The 17,119-nt window shown below is 62.0% G+C and carries 16 protein-coding genes and 1 tRNA gene; 8 read left to right on the plus strand and 9 right to left on the minus strand.

Annotated elements, in window-relative coordinates; all coding sequences use genetic code 11:
- Nucleotides 1-302 precede the first annotated feature (302 nt).
- Nucleotides 303-1,076, minus strand: coding sequence for a 23S rRNA (guanosine(2251)-2'-O)-methyltransferase RlmB (rlmB, locus tag ACR3EL_RS11880; RefSeq protein ID WP_170340253.1), 774 nt, complete (start codon nt 1,074-1,076; stop codon nt 303-305).
- 116 nt (nt 1,077-1,192) lie between these two features.
- Between rlmB and ACR3EL_RS11885 the strand changes: the two genes are divergently transcribed.
- The 6 genes from ACR3EL_RS11885 to ACR3EL_RS11910 all read left to right on the plus strand — a co-directional run bounded on the left by ACR3EL_RS11885 (nt 1,193) and on the right by ACR3EL_RS11910 (nt 6,931).
- Nucleotides 1,193-1,276: transfer RNA gene (locus ACR3EL_RS11885), tRNA-Tyr, on the plus strand.
- A 430-nt stretch (nt 1,277-1,706) separates the two neighbouring features.
- A complete protein-coding gene (locus ACR3EL_RS11890; RefSeq protein ID WP_093964815.1) occupies nt 1,707-3,053 on the plus strand; it encodes a substrate-binding protein in 1,347 nt (448 codons plus the stop codon).
- 104 nt (nt 3,054-3,157) lie between these two features.
- A complete protein-coding gene (locus ACR3EL_RS11895; RefSeq protein WP_170340251.1) occupies nt 3,158-4,189 on the plus strand; it encodes a branched-chain amino acid ABC transporter permease in 1,032 nt (343 codons plus the stop codon).
- A 3-nt stretch (nt 4,190-4,192) separates the two neighbouring features.
- Nucleotides 4,193-5,398, plus strand: coding sequence for a branched-chain amino acid ABC transporter permease (locus tag ACR3EL_RS11900; protein ID WP_170340250.1), 1,206 nt, complete (start codon nt 4,193-4,195; stop codon nt 5,396-5,398).
- Nucleotides 5,399-5,410: 12 nt separating this feature from the next.
- Nucleotides 5,411-6,166: an ABC transporter ATP-binding protein gene (locus ACR3EL_RS11905; protein WP_093964812.1), complete on the plus strand. Its 756-nt coding sequence runs from the start codon at nt 5,411-5,413 to the stop codon at nt 6,164-6,166.
- 9 nt (nt 6,167-6,175) lie between these two features.
- Nucleotides 6,176-6,931, plus strand: a complete 756-nt coding sequence (locus ACR3EL_RS11910; RefSeq protein ID WP_093964811.1) for an ABC transporter ATP-binding protein — start codon at nt 6,176-6,178, stop codon at nt 6,929-6,931.
- Between the two features lie 6 nt (nt 6,932-6,937).
- Here ACR3EL_RS11910 and ACR3EL_RS11915 read toward each other — a convergent pair whose 3' ends face one another.
- From ACR3EL_RS11915 to ACR3EL_RS11945, 7 genes are all read right to left on the minus strand, one after another.
- A complete protein-coding gene (locus ACR3EL_RS11915) occupies nt 6,938-8,059 on the minus strand; it encodes an alanine racemase (protein WP_170340248.1) in 1,122 nt (373 codons plus the stop codon).
- Entirely contained in the window at nt 8,056-9,303 is a 1,248-nt protein-coding gene (locus ACR3EL_RS11920; RefSeq protein ID WP_170368125.1) for a D-arabinono-1,4-lactone oxidase, read from the minus strand. Before ACR3EL_RS11920 ends, ACR3EL_RS11915 begins: the two co-directional genes overlap by 4 nt.
- A 90-nt stretch (nt 9,304-9,393) precedes the next feature.
- Nucleotides 9,394-9,915, minus strand: coding sequence for a DUF2478 domain-containing protein (locus tag ACR3EL_RS11925; RefSeq protein ID WP_170340538.1), 522 nt, complete (start codon nt 9,913-9,915; stop codon nt 9,394-9,396).
- A gap of 71 nt (nt 9,916-9,986) precedes the next feature.
- On the minus strand, nt 9,987-10,652 hold the full coding sequence (locus tag ACR3EL_RS11930; RefSeq protein ID WP_170340244.1) for an NnrU family protein: 666 nt from the start codon (nt 10,650-10,652) through the stop codon (nt 9,987-9,989).
- Nucleotides 10,653-10,757: 105 nt separating this feature from the next.
- Complete coding sequence (locus ACR3EL_RS11935; protein ID WP_170450772.1) at nt 10,758-12,824, minus strand: ABC transporter permease; 2,067 nt, start codon at nt 12,822-12,824, stop codon at nt 10,758-10,760.
- On the minus strand, nt 12,821-13,873 hold the full coding sequence (locus ACR3EL_RS11940; RefSeq protein ID WP_170365694.1) for a betaine/proline/choline family ABC transporter ATP-binding protein: 1,053 nt from the start codon (nt 13,871-13,873) through the stop codon (nt 12,821-12,823). Before ACR3EL_RS11940 ends, ACR3EL_RS11935 begins: the two co-directional genes overlap by 4 nt.
- A 9-nt stretch (nt 13,874-13,882) precedes the next feature.
- Nucleotides 13,883-14,833, minus strand: coding sequence for an ABC transporter substrate-binding protein (locus tag ACR3EL_RS11945; protein WP_093964805.1), 951 nt, complete (start codon nt 14,831-14,833; stop codon nt 13,883-13,885).
- Between the two features lie 397 nt (nt 14,834-15,230).
- Between ACR3EL_RS11945 and ACR3EL_RS11950 the strand changes: the two genes are divergently transcribed.
- Nucleotides 15,231-15,893, plus strand: coding sequence for a DNA-3-methyladenine glycosylase I (locus ACR3EL_RS11950; RefSeq protein ID WP_170365692.1), 663 nt, complete (start codon nt 15,231-15,233; stop codon nt 15,891-15,893).
- Nucleotides 15,894-15,933: 40 nt separating this feature from the next.
- Complete coding sequence (locus ACR3EL_RS11955) at nt 15,934-16,620, plus strand: hypothetical protein (RefSeq protein ID WP_170340237.1); 687 nt, start codon at nt 15,934-15,936, stop codon at nt 16,618-16,620.
- Between the two features lie 3 nt (nt 16,621-16,623).
- On the opposite strand, the gene ACR3EL_RS11960 is transcribed toward ACR3EL_RS11955, so the two are convergent.
- Nucleotides 16,624-17,028 (minus strand): c-type cytochrome, encoded by a 405-nt coding sequence (locus ACR3EL_RS11960; RefSeq protein ID WP_480721684.1) that lies wholly within the window; start codon nt 17,026-17,028, stop codon nt 16,624-16,626.
- Between the last annotated feature and the right edge of the window lie 91 nt (nt 17,029-17,119).

The following is a 17,119-nucleotide window of genomic DNA, read 5'->3' on the forward strand; positions in this document are numbered from 1 at the left end:
TCGGAAAGGGCTCAGTCGAACACGTCCTCGATCACATCCCAAGCTTCGTCCAGAACGCGCGAGAAAAGGCCTTTTTTCCTTTTCTTGTAGCTCTTCTTTTTGGGCTTTTGCATCGGAATGCTGTGTCGCGGCTGTGGATCTGAAGCCTTTTTGACAGGGATCATCTTCAGGTTATGCAGCGGGGCACCGCAACTGGAACAGCTAAGTTCGTGCCGCTGGCAACCCGTGAGGACCAGCGCCGCGCGGGTGCCGCAGTAGCAGCACGTAGCAATCTTGGACGGGGCGGGAATGGGTCTCTCCTCTCAATGCGGCTGAGAAGCATATAGGGCAATCGCCGCGGCATTTGAGACGTTCAGGGATCCGAAACCGCCCGCTGCGTCAATTTTGACAAGCATATCCACCGTTTCCTTGGTCTTTTGCCGCAATCCCGGCCCCTCGGCGCCCAGAACCAGCGCAACCGGACGATCGCGCTTGCCGTCCAAAGTTGCCTCGATGGTCTGATCGGCCTCACCATCCAGGCCCAGAACGAGGAATCCCATATTCTGCAACTCGACGATCGCGTCAGCCAGGTTTCGCACCCGCAGATAGGGTTGGCGCTCCAACGCACCGCTGGCGGTCTTGGCCAGCGCACCGGTTTCCGGCGCCGAGTGGTGGCGCGTGCCGATGACCGCGCTGGCGCCCAGAACCTCGGCCGAGCGCAGGATCGCGCCCACATTGTGCGGATCGGTCACGCGGTCCAACAGCAGCACCCGAGGGTTTTCGCGCCCGATGCAATTCTCGGCCAGACCGCCCCACTCCAGCGGCTTGACTTCAAGCGCCGCGCCTTGGTGCACCGAGCCCGGGTCGATTGGCGCGTTGAATTTTCGCGGATCGACGAGTTCAGCCTGCATGCCGGATTCCGCGATCGCATCCGCCAGCTTGTCCTGTGCGTTGCGGGTCACGATCAGGCGCAGTTTCTGCCGTTTGGGGTTCATCAACGCATCACGCACGGCGTGCAATCCGAACAACCAGACGGTTTCGGAAGTCGCCGCTTTGCGCGCCTGCTCTTTCTCAATCACCCACTTCGGTTTCTTCATTTTACTGGCCTCCGGGCCGGGAACAATGTTTCCTGCGCCAAAGCGGAATTTTCCTGTTGACGCTCCTTTTGAGCGCTAGTAATCACGCCTCCACGTCAGGTGCAACGCCTGACAGTGGGCGACAGGCCGCAAGGTGTGGCAGGGGACTGTAACTCCCTCGCGGAGACGCACGCCTGGTTCGATTCCAGGGTCGCCCACCATCTTCTTCCGCAAATCAGAACGCAGATAGATGGCGCACACCGGGTTTGTCCGGGTGGTCCCTTGCGCTTGCCCTCGATTCTGCAAGGAAATTCAGGCAAAGGTTGAGTGCCCGGAGATCATGCGATGCCCCGAGCATCAACGGCCGGACATCGGACGGCTTGGGAATGGCGGTTGCGTCCCGACACCCAATGCTCGTATCGAAACGGGATTTTCTGACTCATCCTTTCCAATGAGCAGCTTAGCTGCTTCAAATTCCAAAAATTTACAATTCCATAAATATAAGAGTTCAAGAATTTACAAAATAATATTTCATTTCTAGGGACTTGTTGGGGAATTTTCATTCTGCCCCTCATACTTGCCCTGCGCAGGTTGCGTTTTACCCGACGGAAGAGGAGCCCGAGGGCGTAGCCTGCTAATTGGGAGGAATTCATGTCAAACAAATCTGTCACGCGTCGCGGCGTGCTGAAGTCTGGTGCCGTCACAAGCGCCGGTCTGGCATTGCCGACGATCTTCACGGCCTCGTCGGCCGCGGCCTATACCAACGAACCCACTGGCGGATCAGTCACGCTGGGCTTCAACGTGCCGCAGACCGGTCCCTATGCCGAAGAAGGCAATGACGAACTGCTGGCACAGCAGCTGGCGGTCGAGCATCTGAATGGCGAAGGCGACGGCGGCTGCCTGAACACCTTCACGTCGAAGGCGCTGAAAGGGAACGGCATCCTTGGCAAGAAGGTCGAGTTCGTCACCGGCGACACGCAGACCAAGTCCGACGCTGCCCGTGCATCGGCCAAGTCGATGATCGAAAAAGACGGCGCGATCATGATCAACGGCGGCTCGTCCTCGGGCGTGGCCGTTGCGGTTCAGGGCCTCTGCCAGGAGGCGGGCGTGATCTTCATGGCCGGCCTGACCCACGCCAACGACACCACCGGCAAGGACAAGAAGGCGAACGGCTTCCGTCACTTCTTCAACGCCTACATGTCGGGTGCCGCTCTGGCGCCGGTGCTGGCCAAGGAAATGGGCACCGAACGCCGTGCCTATCACCTGACCGCCGACTACAACTGGGGTTGGACCCAGGAAGAGTCGATCGTGGCTTCGACCGAAGCGATGGGCTGGGAGACGGTCAACACTGTCAAGACCCCGCTGGCCTCGACCGACTTCTCGTCCTACATCGCGCCGGTTCTGAACTCGGGCGCGGACGTGCTGGTTCTGAACCACTACGGCGGCAACATGGTCAACTCGCTGACAAACGCGATCCAGTTCGGCCTGCTGGACAAGGTCGTAAACGGCAAGGACTTCAAGATCGTCGTTCCGCTGTACTCGGAACTGATGGCCGCCGGCGCTGGCGAGAACATCAAAGGCGTTCTGGGTTCGATGAACTGGAACTGGCAGCTGCAGGATGAGGGCACCAAGGCCTTCGTGAAGTCCTTCGGCGAGAAGTACGGCAAGCCGCCGTCGAACTCGGCTCAGACTTGCTATGCCCAGGTACTGCTGTACGCGGATGCCTGCGAGCGCGCAGGCACCTTCAACCCGTGCGGCGTGGTCGAAGCTCTCGAGGACTTCGAGTTTGACGGTCTGGGCAACGGCCCGACCTGGTATCGCGGTGCCGACCACCAGTGCTTCAAGGATGTGCTGGTCGTGCGCGGCAACGAAAACCCGACCAACGCCTATGACACGCTGGAGATCGTCGAGATCACTCCGCGGGCGCAGGTCGAGTACGATCCGGATCACCCGATGTTCGCCGGCGGCGAACTGGGCAAGTGCAACCCGGGCGCGTAACCCCGACACTCGGTTTTTCGCAAGAAAACCCCTGAGTCCTCAAAACGGCTCTCTCCGGTCAGACGACCGGGGAGAGCTGCCGGGACCAGTCAAAGGTAAGGACAATGGACGCAATCCTACTGCAAATTCTGAACGGGCTGGACAAGGGCTCGGCCTATGCGCTGATTGCGCTGGGGCTGACGCTGATCTTCGGCACGCTCGGCGTGGTGAACTTCGCCCACGGGGCCCTGTTCATGATCGGCGCCTTCTGTGCCGTCACGCTTCAGAAGATCTTCAACCTCAGCTACGAGGTGGTCGACGAGACCCAGACCGACTTTCTGGGCAACCCGCTGAAGGTGAAGACCCCCTATGTCGAAAGCTGGTTCGGCCCCGAGCTGGGCGCGACCATCATCGACTGGTCCGTGCCGCTGGCCATCCTGTTCGCCATCCCGATCATGCTTATGGTCGGCTACGTGATGGAACGCGGCCTGATCAAGCATTTCTACAAGCGTCCCCATGCAGATCAGATCCTTGTGACCTTCGGCCTGGCCATCGTTCTGCAAGAGATCATCAAGTATTTCTTCGGCGCCAACCCGATCCAGACCCCGCCGCCTGCGGCACTGAGCGGGTCGGTCGATCTGGGCGTGGCGCTGGGGTTCGATCCCAACGCGATCATCTATCCGATCTGGCGTCTGGTCTATTTCCTGTTCGCGGTCGTGATCATCGGAGGCGTGTTCTCGTTCCTGCAGTTCACCACCTTCGGCATGGTCGTGCGCGCCGGAATGGCCGACCGGGAGACCGTGGGCCTTCTGGGCATCAACATCGACCGACGGTTCACCATCATGTTCGGCATCGCAGCCGCGGTGGCTGGGCTTGCGGGCGTGATGTACGGGCCGCTGAACCCGCCCAACTATCACATGGGCATGGATTTCCTTGTGCTCAGCTTCGTGGTCGTCGTAGTCGGCGGCATGGGCTCGCTGCCCGGCGCGGTTCTGGCCGGGTTCCTTCTGGGCATCCTTGAAAGCTTTGCCTCGACCACCTGGGCGACCACCACGATCCCGGGCATCAACCAGATCATCATCTACCTTGTCGCCATCATCGTTCTTCTGACCCGTCCGCGGGGTCTGATGGGCCGCAAAGGCGTGATGGAGGAATAACCCATGCTGGGACTGAACAAAAAAGACACAAGCCTGCTGATCGTCGTCGCGTTGCTGACGCTGCTGGCCCCCTTCATCCTGAACCCCTTCCCCACTGACAGCGCCATGGCGCAGTTCAACGCGGGCTATCCGGACCTGATGCAGCGGTTCGTGATCTTCGGAATCTTTGCCATCGGGTTCAACATTCTGTTCGGCCTGACCGGATACCTGTCCTTCGGCCACGCGGCCTTTCTGGGGGTGGGGTCCTACTCGGCCGTCTGGATGTTCAAACTGCTCAGCTACAACGTCATCCCCGCCATCGCGCTGAGCGTCGTGGTCGCCGGGCTGTTCTCGGTGCTGATCGGCTATGTCAGCCTGCGCCGGTCGGGGATCTACTTCTCGATCCTGACGCTAGCCTTCGCGCAGATGAGCTTTGCGCTGGCCTATTCGGTGCTGTCGAACCCCAAGTTCAACCTGACCAACGGGGAAACCGGCCTGCAGGTCTATGCCGATGACCCGCAGATCCTGCAGGGGGCCAATGCGCCCGATCTGCCGCATCTGTTCGGCCTGCCGATGCGCGCGACCTATACGATGGATGTGGGAGCGTGGAGCTTTGACTTCAACGCGGGCTACTATCTGTGCGCGGTGATCATGATGGTGGTGTTCTACCTAGCGATCCGCATCTTCCGCTCGCCTTTCGGCATGATGCTGCGGGCGGTGAAGTCGAACCAGCAGCGGATGAACTATACCGGATTGAATTCCAAACCCTACACACTGGCCGCGTTCGTGATCTCGGGCATGTATGCCGGTCTGGCCGGTGGCCTGATGGCCGCAATGGACCCGCTGGCCGGCGCTGAACGGATGCAATGGACCGCCTCGGGCGAGGTCGTGCTGATGACCATCCTGGGCGGCACCGGTACTCTGATCGGGCCGGTTCTGGGCGCGGGCTTCATCAAGTATTTCGAGAACATCTTCTCGAAGATCAACGACAACGTGCTGCACAGCTGGTTCGCCTTCCTGCCTGACGGGCTCGAAGACGCGGTGGTGTTCATCATCCACCCGTTCATCGGCAAGGGCTGGCATCTGACCCTGGGCATCCTGTTCATGCTGGTGGTGATCTACCTGCCTGGCGGGCTGGTCGAGGGCGGTCAGCGGTTGCTGAACTGGATCCGCCGCAAAAGCGTTGGCGGGGATGACACCCGTGAAGGCAAAACCGAGCCGGCAGAATAAGGAAACGCGTCAATGGCAATTCTGAAAGTTAAAGATGTCAGCAAGCGCTTCGGCGGCCTCAAGGCCCTGACGGACGTGAACCTGAGCGTCGAGGAAAACTCGGTGCATGCGATCATCGGCCCCAACGGGGCGGGCAAGTCCACTCTGCTGAACTGCCTGGTGGGCAAACTGATCCCGGATACCGGATCTGTCCTGTTCGACAACCAGTCTGTGCTGGGGCGCGAGCCGTACCAGATCAACCAGATGGGCATCAGCCGGGTGTTCCAGACGCCCGAGATCTTTGGCGAGCTGACCGTAATGGAGAACATGCTGATCCCCATCTTCGCGATGCGCGACGGGGCATTCCGCATGCACGCCTACGAGACCATCGCCAACGAAAAAGAGGTGGTCGAACAGGCCGAAGCCATGCTGGAAGAGATGAACATGGCCGACAAGCGGCACATGCATTCAGCCTCGCTGTCGCGCGGCGACAAGCGGCGGCTCGAGATCGGCATGTGCCTCAGCCAGAAGCCTCGCCTGCTGCTGCTGGACGAGCCCACGGCCGGTATGGCTCGGGCCGACACCAACAACACCATCGACCTGCTGAAACAGATCAAGGATGAGCGCGACATCACCATCGCGATCATCGAACACGACATGCATGTGGTGTTCAGCCTGGCCGAGCGGATCACCGTTCTGGCGCAGGGCACGCCGCTGGTCGAGGACACCCCCGAAAACATCCGCGGAAACCCCAAGGTCCGAGAGGCCTATCTGGGCGAGGCGGCGTGAGGAAAAGCTATGAACGAGAAACCTGACTTTTCGAAAAACGCCAATATGGCCAGCACCGCGCCCGCGTTCCTGTCGGTGTGGGACATGCATTCGTACTATGGCGAAAGCTACATCGTCCAAGGCGTCAGCTTCAACGTCCACGAGGGCGAGATCCTGGCCCTGCTGGGGCGCAACGGGGCCGGCAAGACTTCGACCCTGCGCTCGATCGCGCGCGTGGGCGAGCCCGAGGTGCGCCACGGCGAAATCTGGCTGGACCACAAGCCACTGCACAACATGACCAGCTACGAGGCCGCCGCCGCCGGATTGGGCCTTGTGCCCGAGGATCGGCGGATCATCCCCGGCCTGACGGTCGAGGAGAACCTGCAGCTGGCCCAGATCGCCCCCCCGATCGGCTGGTCGCTGGAACGGATCTACGAGCTGTTCCCGCGTCTGGGCGAACGGCGCAAGCAAGAGGGTGTGACTCTTTCGGGCGGCGAACAGCAGATGCTGTCGATCGCCCGCGCGCTGGCCCGGGACATCAAGGTGCTGCTGCTGGACGAACCCTACGAGGGGCTGGCCCCGGTGATCGTGGACGAGATCGAAAAGACGCTGATCCACATCAAGCAACAGGGCATGACCACCATCATCGTCGAACAGAACGCAGTGCGAGCGCTGCAACTGGCCGACCGGGCAATCATTCTGGACACCGGCTGCATCGTGTTTGACGGCACCGCCGACGAGGTGCTGGAAAACACCCAGCTGCGCGAGGAATATCTGGCGATCTGACCCGTGTCAGTTGGGCAGGCAGGCCCATTCGGCCACGACCTGCCCCTGCCGGAAGGCCAGAACCGTGCCGAACTGGTTCAGAACCGCTTCACTCTGACTGGCGCGCAGCAAGGCGATATCGCCGGGCTGCGCCTTTGTCGTTTTCGGACCCACCCAAACCTCCTGGTTGCTTGAACGCCCGAATACGCCGGAATAGCCGAACCCGTCAGGCCAGACGGGGCTGGCCAAGTAATGCCCACCGGAAATGGCAAGGTTGGTCCGGCGCAGTCCGGGCAGGTCAATCCCCGGCACCGGGTTGCGCGGCATGACCTTGAGGATCGGTGTGGCCAAGAACAGCGCGGGCAAAAACGCCTTGGTCGATGCATGGTCAAAATCCGAAGGTTTCACCAGAACCGACCCAAAGGCAACCTCGGTCGCCGGGGTTCGCGTGGCCGGGTCCTGAAAGGTCAGGCTGCCACCGGTGTTCAGGCACAGCCCCTGCGCCCCCTGCCCTAGCGCAGCGACCGCTTGCCCAAAGGCTTTGGCACTGGCTCGCCGCGCGCGGCGTCGGAGCGGCCCAGGCAGTTTGGCCAGATGCACCTCGTACCCCATCACGCCCGACAGAGCCGCATGGGCATGATCCGCGATCCTTGCCGCGACGCCTGCGACCTGATCGGCGGTCAAGCCGCCGCGGTGCAGGCCCACGTCGATCTCGAGCGACAGGCGCAGGGTTTCGCCCGTGTCAGCGGCCAGCGACAGATACGCGTCCAGCCGTTGTGGCGTGTCGATCAGCCACTGCACCCTCCGGGCGGCGTCGGGATGCGTCTCAAGAATCCGCCGGGCGGCCGTCACCGGCAGCGGTTTGCCCAGCAGGTGATCGGTGTCCGGCTCGGCGGCCAGCAGGGCCGACAGCATCGGTTCGGAAAAGCTCATCAAGCCCGATGTCGGAAGCCGGCTGCGGATATGGTCCAGCAGAGGCAGGCACGGCAGAGACTTGGCCACCAACCGGGCCTGCAGGCCGTAGCCCAACCCTGCGCGGGCGGCGTCGCAATTCGCCGCGACCCGGTCCAGATCGACGACGGCAACCGGCCGGTCGACGCCATGATCGCGCAGCGCTTGGGCGAGTTGTTCACGATACTCTGCAGTCATGGGCGAAACATCCGGGCCAGCGCGGGTGTCAGGAACTTGTCCGTTGGGTCCAGCTTTTCGCGCAATGCGCAGAATGCATCGAAATCGGGATAGAGGCGCGACAGATCGGAATAGGTCAGGCTGTGCAACTTGCCCCAATGGGGCCGGCCGCCGGCCTGCAGGAACAGCGGCTCCATCGCCTCGAAATAGCGCAGATGGCCTTCCTTCGCATCGGTGTGGATGGCAACCGATACCCGTGGGCCACCTTGGAACGGTGATAGGCATGCGTCGTCGCCTGCGGTCTGGCGCACCTCGATGGGGAAATAGATGTCGGCATGGTCACGCTCCAACCGCCGGATCAGATCGGACAGCACGTCCCGGGCGTTTTCCGGCGGCATGTGATATTCCATTTCCTTGAACCGGATATGCCGGTCGCTGCACAGAACGCGCCAGCTTTCGCCGACGTAATCCTCGTCGGACTGGGCCAAGGTCAGCAGACGCAGCAGGGCGCGCCGCAAACCGGGGCTGAGCCGACCCGCATTGCGCGCCAGCTTCAGAACCTTGACGGCGATCATGTCCAGATCGCGCGGCGCGCGAGTCTGGGGCGCGTCGGTTATGTCATGCCGGATTTCTACGGTCTTCCCGGTGAACGGGATGTAGAAGAATTCGAAATTCCGGTTCTCGTCCCAATGCTGGTGCATGCGCTCCAGACTGTCCTGCAGGTCCGACAGACGCACCCGGCGGCGCAGGTTGTATTTCGGCACGACGTTGATCTGTGCCTCGGTTAGGATGCCCAGCAGACCCAGCGAGACCTGCACCATGTTCAGCGGAATGTCGTCGGTGGTCAGGGTCTGCCCATCCGCGCCGATCAGCCGGGCTGCGGTGATTTCGGCGGACAGGCACGGCAGGGTGCGCCCAGTGCCATGGGTCGCCGTGGCCGCCGCGCCGGCCAGAGTCTGCACGTTGATATCACCCAGATTGCGGAAGGCCATGCCATGCTCGGCCAGCGCCGGCGACAGATCGCGCAGCCGGGCATTGGCGTTGATCCAGGCCCGCCCGCCTTCGACCCGCGTCACGGCAGGCAGGTCCAAGGCGGTCAGGTCAATGATGTGTTGCGCCCCCGGAACGAGCGGGGTGAAGGAATGCCCTGCCCCGACTGGACGCAGGGTTTCGGCCGAGGCGATCAGCTGCTGCAGGTCCTCGAACGTTATCGGCCGCTTGGGCCGTATTTGGCTGGTCTGGTTGCCTGCCCAGTTCTGCCACATGGCTGATCCTCCTCCCATCCGGGGCAGAGGATTGCAGCCGGGGCGATAGGGAACAAGCCCAGTTTTCAGGACGTTACGTCGGGAAAGCTGTTATTCGGCCGCAGGCCGCAGGTTGGCAACGCTGTCGAACCAGTCCTCGATGGCGTCCAGACGGGGCTCAAGCGCCTGCGCCGCGCCGGCGGTGAAATCCACGAACTTGTCACGGTTCAGGCCGTTGACCCCGACCAGCACCGGGACATCGAGCGCCAGAGCCTCGGCGATGACGGGGCGGAACCCGCGGCCATCGGCCTCGTGCTTGCCGAACTTGTTGACGATCAGCAATTGCGGACGGTCGGCCAGCGAAGCAGTCACATAGCCCACCGCCTGCTCCAACGCAGCCGGGTCCAGCCGGCACCCGCGCGATTGGCTGCCCAGCGATTGCGAGATGCGGATGGTCTCGCCATCCGGCAGCACGCGCAGGTCCATGTCGCATTTGCTGCTGTCGGCGCATTCTGTGTTGGTCTGAACCACACCGGCCAGACAGGCGCCCTTGGCCAGCAGGCGTTCGGCTACCGCGCTCAGCAGGCGGTCGGTTGCGCCGCGATCGGTGGAGGTGACATAGGCCAGGTGCATCGGCAGACCTTTCGGATTTTCATCTTGTTGTTTCAATTAGCACGCATGGGGCGCCCCTTCCAGCGCCCGCATCACGGCAGCGGAGACATCCCGATCACCGGCGCGTGCAAGTGCAACAGCGCGGCATAGGCCAGCCCCGCCACCAACCAGACCCAGGGCCGCGGCCATGGACGTGGCAGCCGCAGCGACAGGCGTGCGGTGCTGCGCGACAGGCGGGGCCAATCGGACCCCATCTCGCGCGCCTTGCGTCTGTCGATCAGGGCCATGCCAATCCATGCGAAACCCGCGAACAGGCCGAACAGAACCACATGCGCCAGGCTGCCATTGGCCAGCAGATGCGCCAGCGCCCACAGCATCATCGCCAACAGGATCGGGTGCCGGGTGGTCCGCAGGATGCCGGGCTGCTCGGGGTTGAACGGGCGGCGTCCCAGGCCGCCGAAGGAAAACGGGTTGGTCGCCGCCAGCCCGGCCACCGCCAGCCAGCAGACGACGGGCATCACCAGCAGCGGCACCCAGCGCAGGATCGCCAGCGGCGGGATGACCTCGACATAGGGCGCGTTGGCCGCGGCCACGATCAGCCAAGCCAAAACCGCCAGCGACAGCGCCGAATAGACTGCGAAATAAGGCCCGCGCCCCATCAACCCGATCAGCCGGCCACGCACTGCCGGACGCGCCGGAATGGCGTGGCTCAGCAGAAAGATCAGAAGTGCAGCAACAAAAGCGCCCCAACCGGCCATGGTCATCTCCGCCTGTTTTTCGCCCGAGATACCGGGGGAAACGGCCCCGGTCCTTGTCCGAAATCAAGTGTGGTCGGGGGCAGCTGCGCCGCCCCCGATCCAAGGCTACAGGCCCAGCGCCTTGCGGCGTTCCTCGGCAAATCCCTGAACCATGCGGTCGGCGACCAGCGCCAGAATGGCCATCGCCGCCCCGGCCGAAATGCCCAGCCCCACATCTGCCTGCCCCAGCGCCAGATAGATCGACTGGCCCAGACCGGTCGTGCCGATCAGCGCCGCGATCACCAGCATCGCAAAGGCGTAAAGGATCGTCTGGTTCAGCCCCAGCAGGATCGTGGGTGCAGCATAGGGCGCACGCACGTCGCGCATGATCTGCCACTCGGTCGCGCCGCTGGCGATCGCGGCCTCCATCATCTCGTCCGGGGTGTTGACCAGCCCGTGACGGGTGTAGCGGATCATTGGCACGATCGCATAGGCGCAGATCGCCAGAAAGGCCGAAAACTCGCCGATCTGGAACACCATCAGCACCGGGATCAGGAACACGAACAGGGGAATCGTCTGCAGCATGTCGCAGATCGGGCGCACGATCTTCCAGACCGGCGACCAGACCGCGCTGGCGAGGCCGATCAGCCCACCGACAACGGCGCAGAAGAACACCGCCGCACCGCTGAGATAAAGCGACAGCAGCGCCCTCTCCCACAGGCCCGAGATCAGGATCGTGCTCAGCAGCGCCACCGACAGCGCCGCCAGACGCCAACCGCCCGCCACCCAGCCCAGCGCCGCCGCGCCGGTCAGGACGAACGGCCATGGCAGGTTCGCGATGCCGGTTTCGAGCATGCCGATCAGGATCAGCGTGACCAGACCGCCAGTCAGGTGCCCGCGCCACGCCATCAGCAAGGCGATCACCGCACCGGCGGCGAACAGTCCAAAGCTCATGGCCGGGGTCCACTGGAACCCCCAGGTAAAGGGCAGAACCGCCTGATCCAGACCGATCCGCAGCGGCAGCAGGACATAGAACATCGAATTGTTCTTGAGCGAATCCAACCACGGGCCGTTATTCTGGGTAAAGGCTGTCAGGCCGCTGTCCACCGCCTCCGCGACCGGATCCAGCAGCGTCAGTTCGGACGGGTTGGGCAGCCGCGCCCAGAACAGCAGCGTGAACAGGACCGCAACGCCAAGAACCGCCCAGACGACGCGGTTGTCATGGCGATTGCGCTCGGTTGCGAGCGTGCCGCTCATGCGGTCGATCACCACCGCAAAGACAACGATCACCATGCCGGCCAGCAGAGATTCACCGAACTGCGCCTTGCGCATGGTCAGCAGGACCTCCCAGCCGATGTCGTTGAACCCGCCGATGACCGCAGCGATGATCACCATCGACAGGGCCGCCATCAGGCACTGGTTCACACCCACCATGATCTGTGTCGCCGCCGCCGGGATTTCCACCTGGAACAGCTGCTGGAACCGGGTGCCGCCCGACATGATGGCGGCTTCCTTGATCTCGGGCTCTACGCGCTCCAACCCCAGCATCACGTTGCGCGCCATCGGCGGCGCCGCATAGATGGCCGAGGCGATCAGGCCCACCACAGGGCCAAACCCGAACAGCAGCAACAGCGGGGTCAGATAGGCAAAGGTCGGCACCGTCTGCATGATGTCCAATACTGCCTGAACCACCGATTTCACCCGCGGCACTTCGTTGGCCAGAATGCCAATTGCACTGCCGACGATCAGCGCGACCGGGACCGAAACGGCCACCAGCGCCAAGGTGTTCATGCTCTCGGCCCAATAGCCCGAAGCCAGCACGAAGCTGAGGCCTAGAAAGCCCAGCGCCGCCATGGGCAACCCGCCCAGATACCAACCGAGTGCAGTCACCAGCCCGATCAGGATCGGCCAGGGCGTATTTCCCAACACGAAGTTGGCCCAGTTCATCGGATAGGCCATCAAATCGGAAAACAGCCGGGCCGCCGGTTTGATCGCGTTCAGAAACCAGTCGAGGAAGGCGCCAACCCATTGCGTGGCCGGCACCTCCCACGACGCAGGCCATTTGACGAGCCAGGGCGCGTGCGGCTCAAGCGCCAGACACAGCGCGCCCACGATCAGCGTGATCAGGGCCGCCTGCGCTCCGGCTGTCAGGTGAATCCGAGTGGGTTTGGGAACATCGGCGACGACGGTCATGCGTCATCCACCTGCAGGGCTGCGGCCAGATCCGAGGGGTGCACGGTGCCGACGATCGCGCCGGTTTCGTCATGCACCGGCACGGGCTCGTACAATGCCATACAGCGCGCCAGCGCCGCGTCCAATGTCATCTTTGTTGTCAGGCCAGGGTCATCGGGACCGAGCTCGGCCTCGCCCGCTTGCATGACCGAGGCGACTTTGGCGTGCTGGCCCTTGGCCACGTCCTTTGAGAACTCGCGCACATAGTCGTCGACGGGGCGCAGAACGATATCCGTCGGCGTGCCGATCTGCACAATCTTGCCGTCCCGCATGATTGCGATGCGGTCCGCCAGCTTTAGCGCTTCTTGAATATCATGCGTGATGAAGACGATGGATTTCTTCAGCGTCGCCTGAATGCGCAGGAATTCGTCCTGCAGCTGCCGCCGGATCAACGGGTCCAAGGCCGAGAACGGCTCGTCCAAGAACCAGATGTCGGGGTTCACTGCCAAAGACCGGGCGATGCCCACGCGCTGACGCTGACCGCCCGACAGTTGCCGGGGAAAGCTGTCCTCGCGGCCCTCGAGCCCCACCAGCGAAATGACTTCCTGCGCGCGGGCCAGGCGTTCTTTGCGGCCCACACCCTGCACGCGTAGCGGATAGGCGACGTTCTCGGCCACCGTCATGTGCGGGAACAGTCCGAAATGCTGGAACACCATGCCCAGTTTCTTGCGGCGCAGTTCGGTCAGCTGCTTCTTCGGGGCACCCATCACGTTGTCGCCGTCGATGCGGATCTCGCCACCCGTTCCGGGCAACAGCTGCGAGATGCAACGGATCAGGGTCGACTTGCCGGACCCCGACAGACCCATGATGACGAACAATTCACCATCGCGGACTTCGAAATTTGCATCCTGAACAGCCGGGATGAACCCCTGTTCGCGCAAATCGGCGGCGGCCTTGTCGGCGTCGTTCCCTGACCGAGACAACGCGTCGGTCAGGGCCTTTTCTGCGCCTTGGCCAAAAACCTGCCAGAGAGACTGGCAGGCAATGGCTGGCGTATTCGCGTCAGTCACTTAGGTGGCTCACTTCGTTGCCGCGTCCACGACCGGACGCCACTTGTCTTCGTTGTCCGCCATCCAGGCCGCGACAACCTCTTCGACCTTGCCGCCGTCAACGTCGATCGCACCCATCATCGGCTGCTGGTCTTCGACCGCCAGTTGATAGTTGCTCAGGATTTCATACGCGGCAGGCCACTTGTCCGCCAGACCGCTCCACCCGGCTTTGAAGATGCGCGAGGGCGAGAAATCGCAGTCGTTGACGGCATTGGGGTTCGGCCCCCAGGCCGGATCATTGAAGCAGGCGTCTTCGCCCGGCGGCAACTCAACGAATTTCACATCATAGGCCGACATGGCCCAATGCGGCTGCCAGAAGGTGATCAGCAGGGGCGACTTGCGGTCGGTCGAAGCGCGGAGTTCGGCGATCAGCGCGCCCTCGGACCCGGCAGGAATAGCCTTGAACGGCAGTTCAAGCCCCACCATGCGGTCTGCCCCGGGCGTACCCCAGTCAGCCGGATAGTCGACCAGACGTCCCATCGGCAGGGTCTCCGCCGTCGCAAAATTCTGCGCGCAGTCCTTCAGCGCTTCCCACGCGGGCAGACCCGGGCACAGGTCGGCAACATGGGCCGGATATGCGATGCCTTCCTTCGCATCGAGGCCAAGGTCGCCGATTTCGACCACGGTGCCCTCTTCAATTTTCTTGGCGTATTCGTCCGACACGTTCGACGACCAGATCTCGAGCGTGGCGTCGATGTCTCCGTCGGCCAGCGCCTGGAACTGGTTCAACATGCCCGCGGTGACGAATTCGACCTGGTAACCGGCGGCCTTGAGCATCTCTGCAGCGACATGCGTGGTGACGTGTTGGCCCGTCCACTCGTTGATCGCCAGTTTGATCGGCTCGTCCACCGCGCCCATGTCAGCCGCGTGCGCGGCGCCAGCGACCATGATCGCCAGAAGGCTTACATTCAGTTTTTTCATGGATTTTCTCCCTGTTTCTTTGTTTTGCCCACCCCGGCGGAAACATGCCCGCCGGCTGACTTGTCTAACGACAATACCATGTCGCAACATGCACAAATTTGGCCGGAAAAGGAAAGCGAACAGTTCGCGTCATTCCCAATAAACGGCCTCGGTACCGCATTTCATTCCTCTCGCGCCCTCGTGTCATGGGGCGGCTTGCCCGAGGTTTCGCGGATCGGACATTGATTGACGAGTCAATCACAAACCCAATTGGGGTCGTTTGTCGAGTATTTCTTGTAACGATGGGGCAAAATCCTGATTTTCCGACTGTTTTGCCCAAATGGCAGACCGTACTGGGCGGCCGCCCTTGCATTTACCGGAACAAATTGGCAACATTTGGCGCGAAGGGAGCTTTGCGATGCACCATTTCGATGAGATCTATGGGCTGGCGGCCGACCGGCACGGCGGACCGCACGCGCTTGAAGACAAACTGTCCAAGCCCAAATCCGCCAAGGAATTGGGCGCCCTGTCAGAGGATCGGTGGCTTTCGACAATCACCAAATGCATCTTCCAGGCTGGCTTCAATTGGAAGGTCATCGAGGCGAAATGGGACGGTTTCGAGGCGGCCTTTGACGGGTTCGACGTTGGGCGCTGCGCCTTCATGGATGATGAGAAATTCGACGCGCTGTTGCAGGACACGCGCATCGTGCGCAACGGCACCAAGATCGCCACCGTGCGCGACAACGCAGCGTTTCTTATGGAACTCCGCACGGAAGGCGGCGTTGGCAAAGTGTTGGGCGGCTGGCCATCTACCGACTATGTCGGACTTTTGGACATGCTCGCAAAACGTGGTTCTCGGTTGGGCGGGGCTTCAGCCCAGTATGCGATGCGCTTTGCCGGAAGAGACAGCTTTATCCTGTCACGCGACGTAACCGCCCGTTTGATCGCCGAAGGCGTCATCGACAAGCCAGCCACCTCCAAGAAAGCGATGGCTGCGGTACAGGACGCCTTCAACACCTGGATGCGTCAATCCGGCAGGTCGTTGACCGAAATCAGCCGGGTGCTTGCGATGAGCCTCTAGAATCGCTTGCGACCGAACCACAGCGGGCTAGGGTTTGGTCATGGTCCGGTTGATTTCGATCCTGCTCTTTCTTGCTTTGTTGTCCTGCGGTCGCCCTCTGACCGAGAACGAGCGCGCCTTTGCAAGCAAGGTTCAAGGCGAAACGCTGGATCTTGACCGGGTTCGGCTGGTCGAAGGCGCGCCGGTCGCCTCCATCACCTACGAACGAAAAGCCAGACCGAGGCTGGCTTGCCGCGAGCGTATCCTGCCGCCGGTCAAGGACGAGATCGTAACCGGAAAACCGGCGGCGATCGCGCTGTTCAACCGGGTATACTTCACCAAGGACTGGTATCTTGACGACTACATGGCGCGGTACCCCGACCAGATGAACCTTGTGGCCGCCATGATCTTTGCCCATGAACTAACCCATGTCTGGCAATGGCAGAACAGGAAAACCACCGGCTATCACCCGTTGCGGGCGGCTGCCGAACATGGTGGCCGCAAGGATCCTTACCTGTTCGATCTGGATAACTCGGCCGATTTTCTGGACTACGGGTTTGAACAGCAGGGCGCCATCGTCGAGGAATATGTCTGCTGCCGCGCATTGGATCCGGACGCCCCGCGGACCCAGCGTTTGCATGACATGCTGGCCAAGCATTTCGACCCGGAAAAACTGCCGGGTGCCCGGCGAGAAAGCGACGTGGTTATCCCTTGGAGCGGTGCCAAGGTGGAAGGCATCTGCAGATGAGGTTCACTTGCCTTGCAAGGTCTTTAGATACGCGACCAGATCGGCAATCGGCTTGCTTGTCAGGATCGGCTGGCCGGCATCTGTCTTGATGGCGGTGTCCTGCCCTTCGAAATATGGCCCGTAGACCGGCATCGGACTGCCATGGCTGACCAGAGGATCACGGCCGTCTATCCGCTGCACCACACGCGCGGTCGGAAATTTACCGCCCGCGTTCCCAAGCATCTTCAGATTGGTAGGTTGGATCAACAGCACGCCGGCCATTGGCCCATGTCCAGTCGCATCCAGTCCATGACAGGTGGCGCAATGGTGCAGGTAAAGCTGCTCCCCGGCTTCGGCATCCTGGGCTTCAGCACCTGTGGCGGCTATCGTACCCGCCATGGCCAAGGCCGTAAACGTCAACAGTTTCATTGCGTTCCTCCGTTCTAACGCCAAAAGCAGGGTTGCCCGAACCGTAACGACCCGCAATGATCCAGATCAACGAAATCGGCTAAGGGGTCCG

The sequence above is a fragment of the Ruegeria sp. BJ3 genome (genome assembly GCF_056535665.1).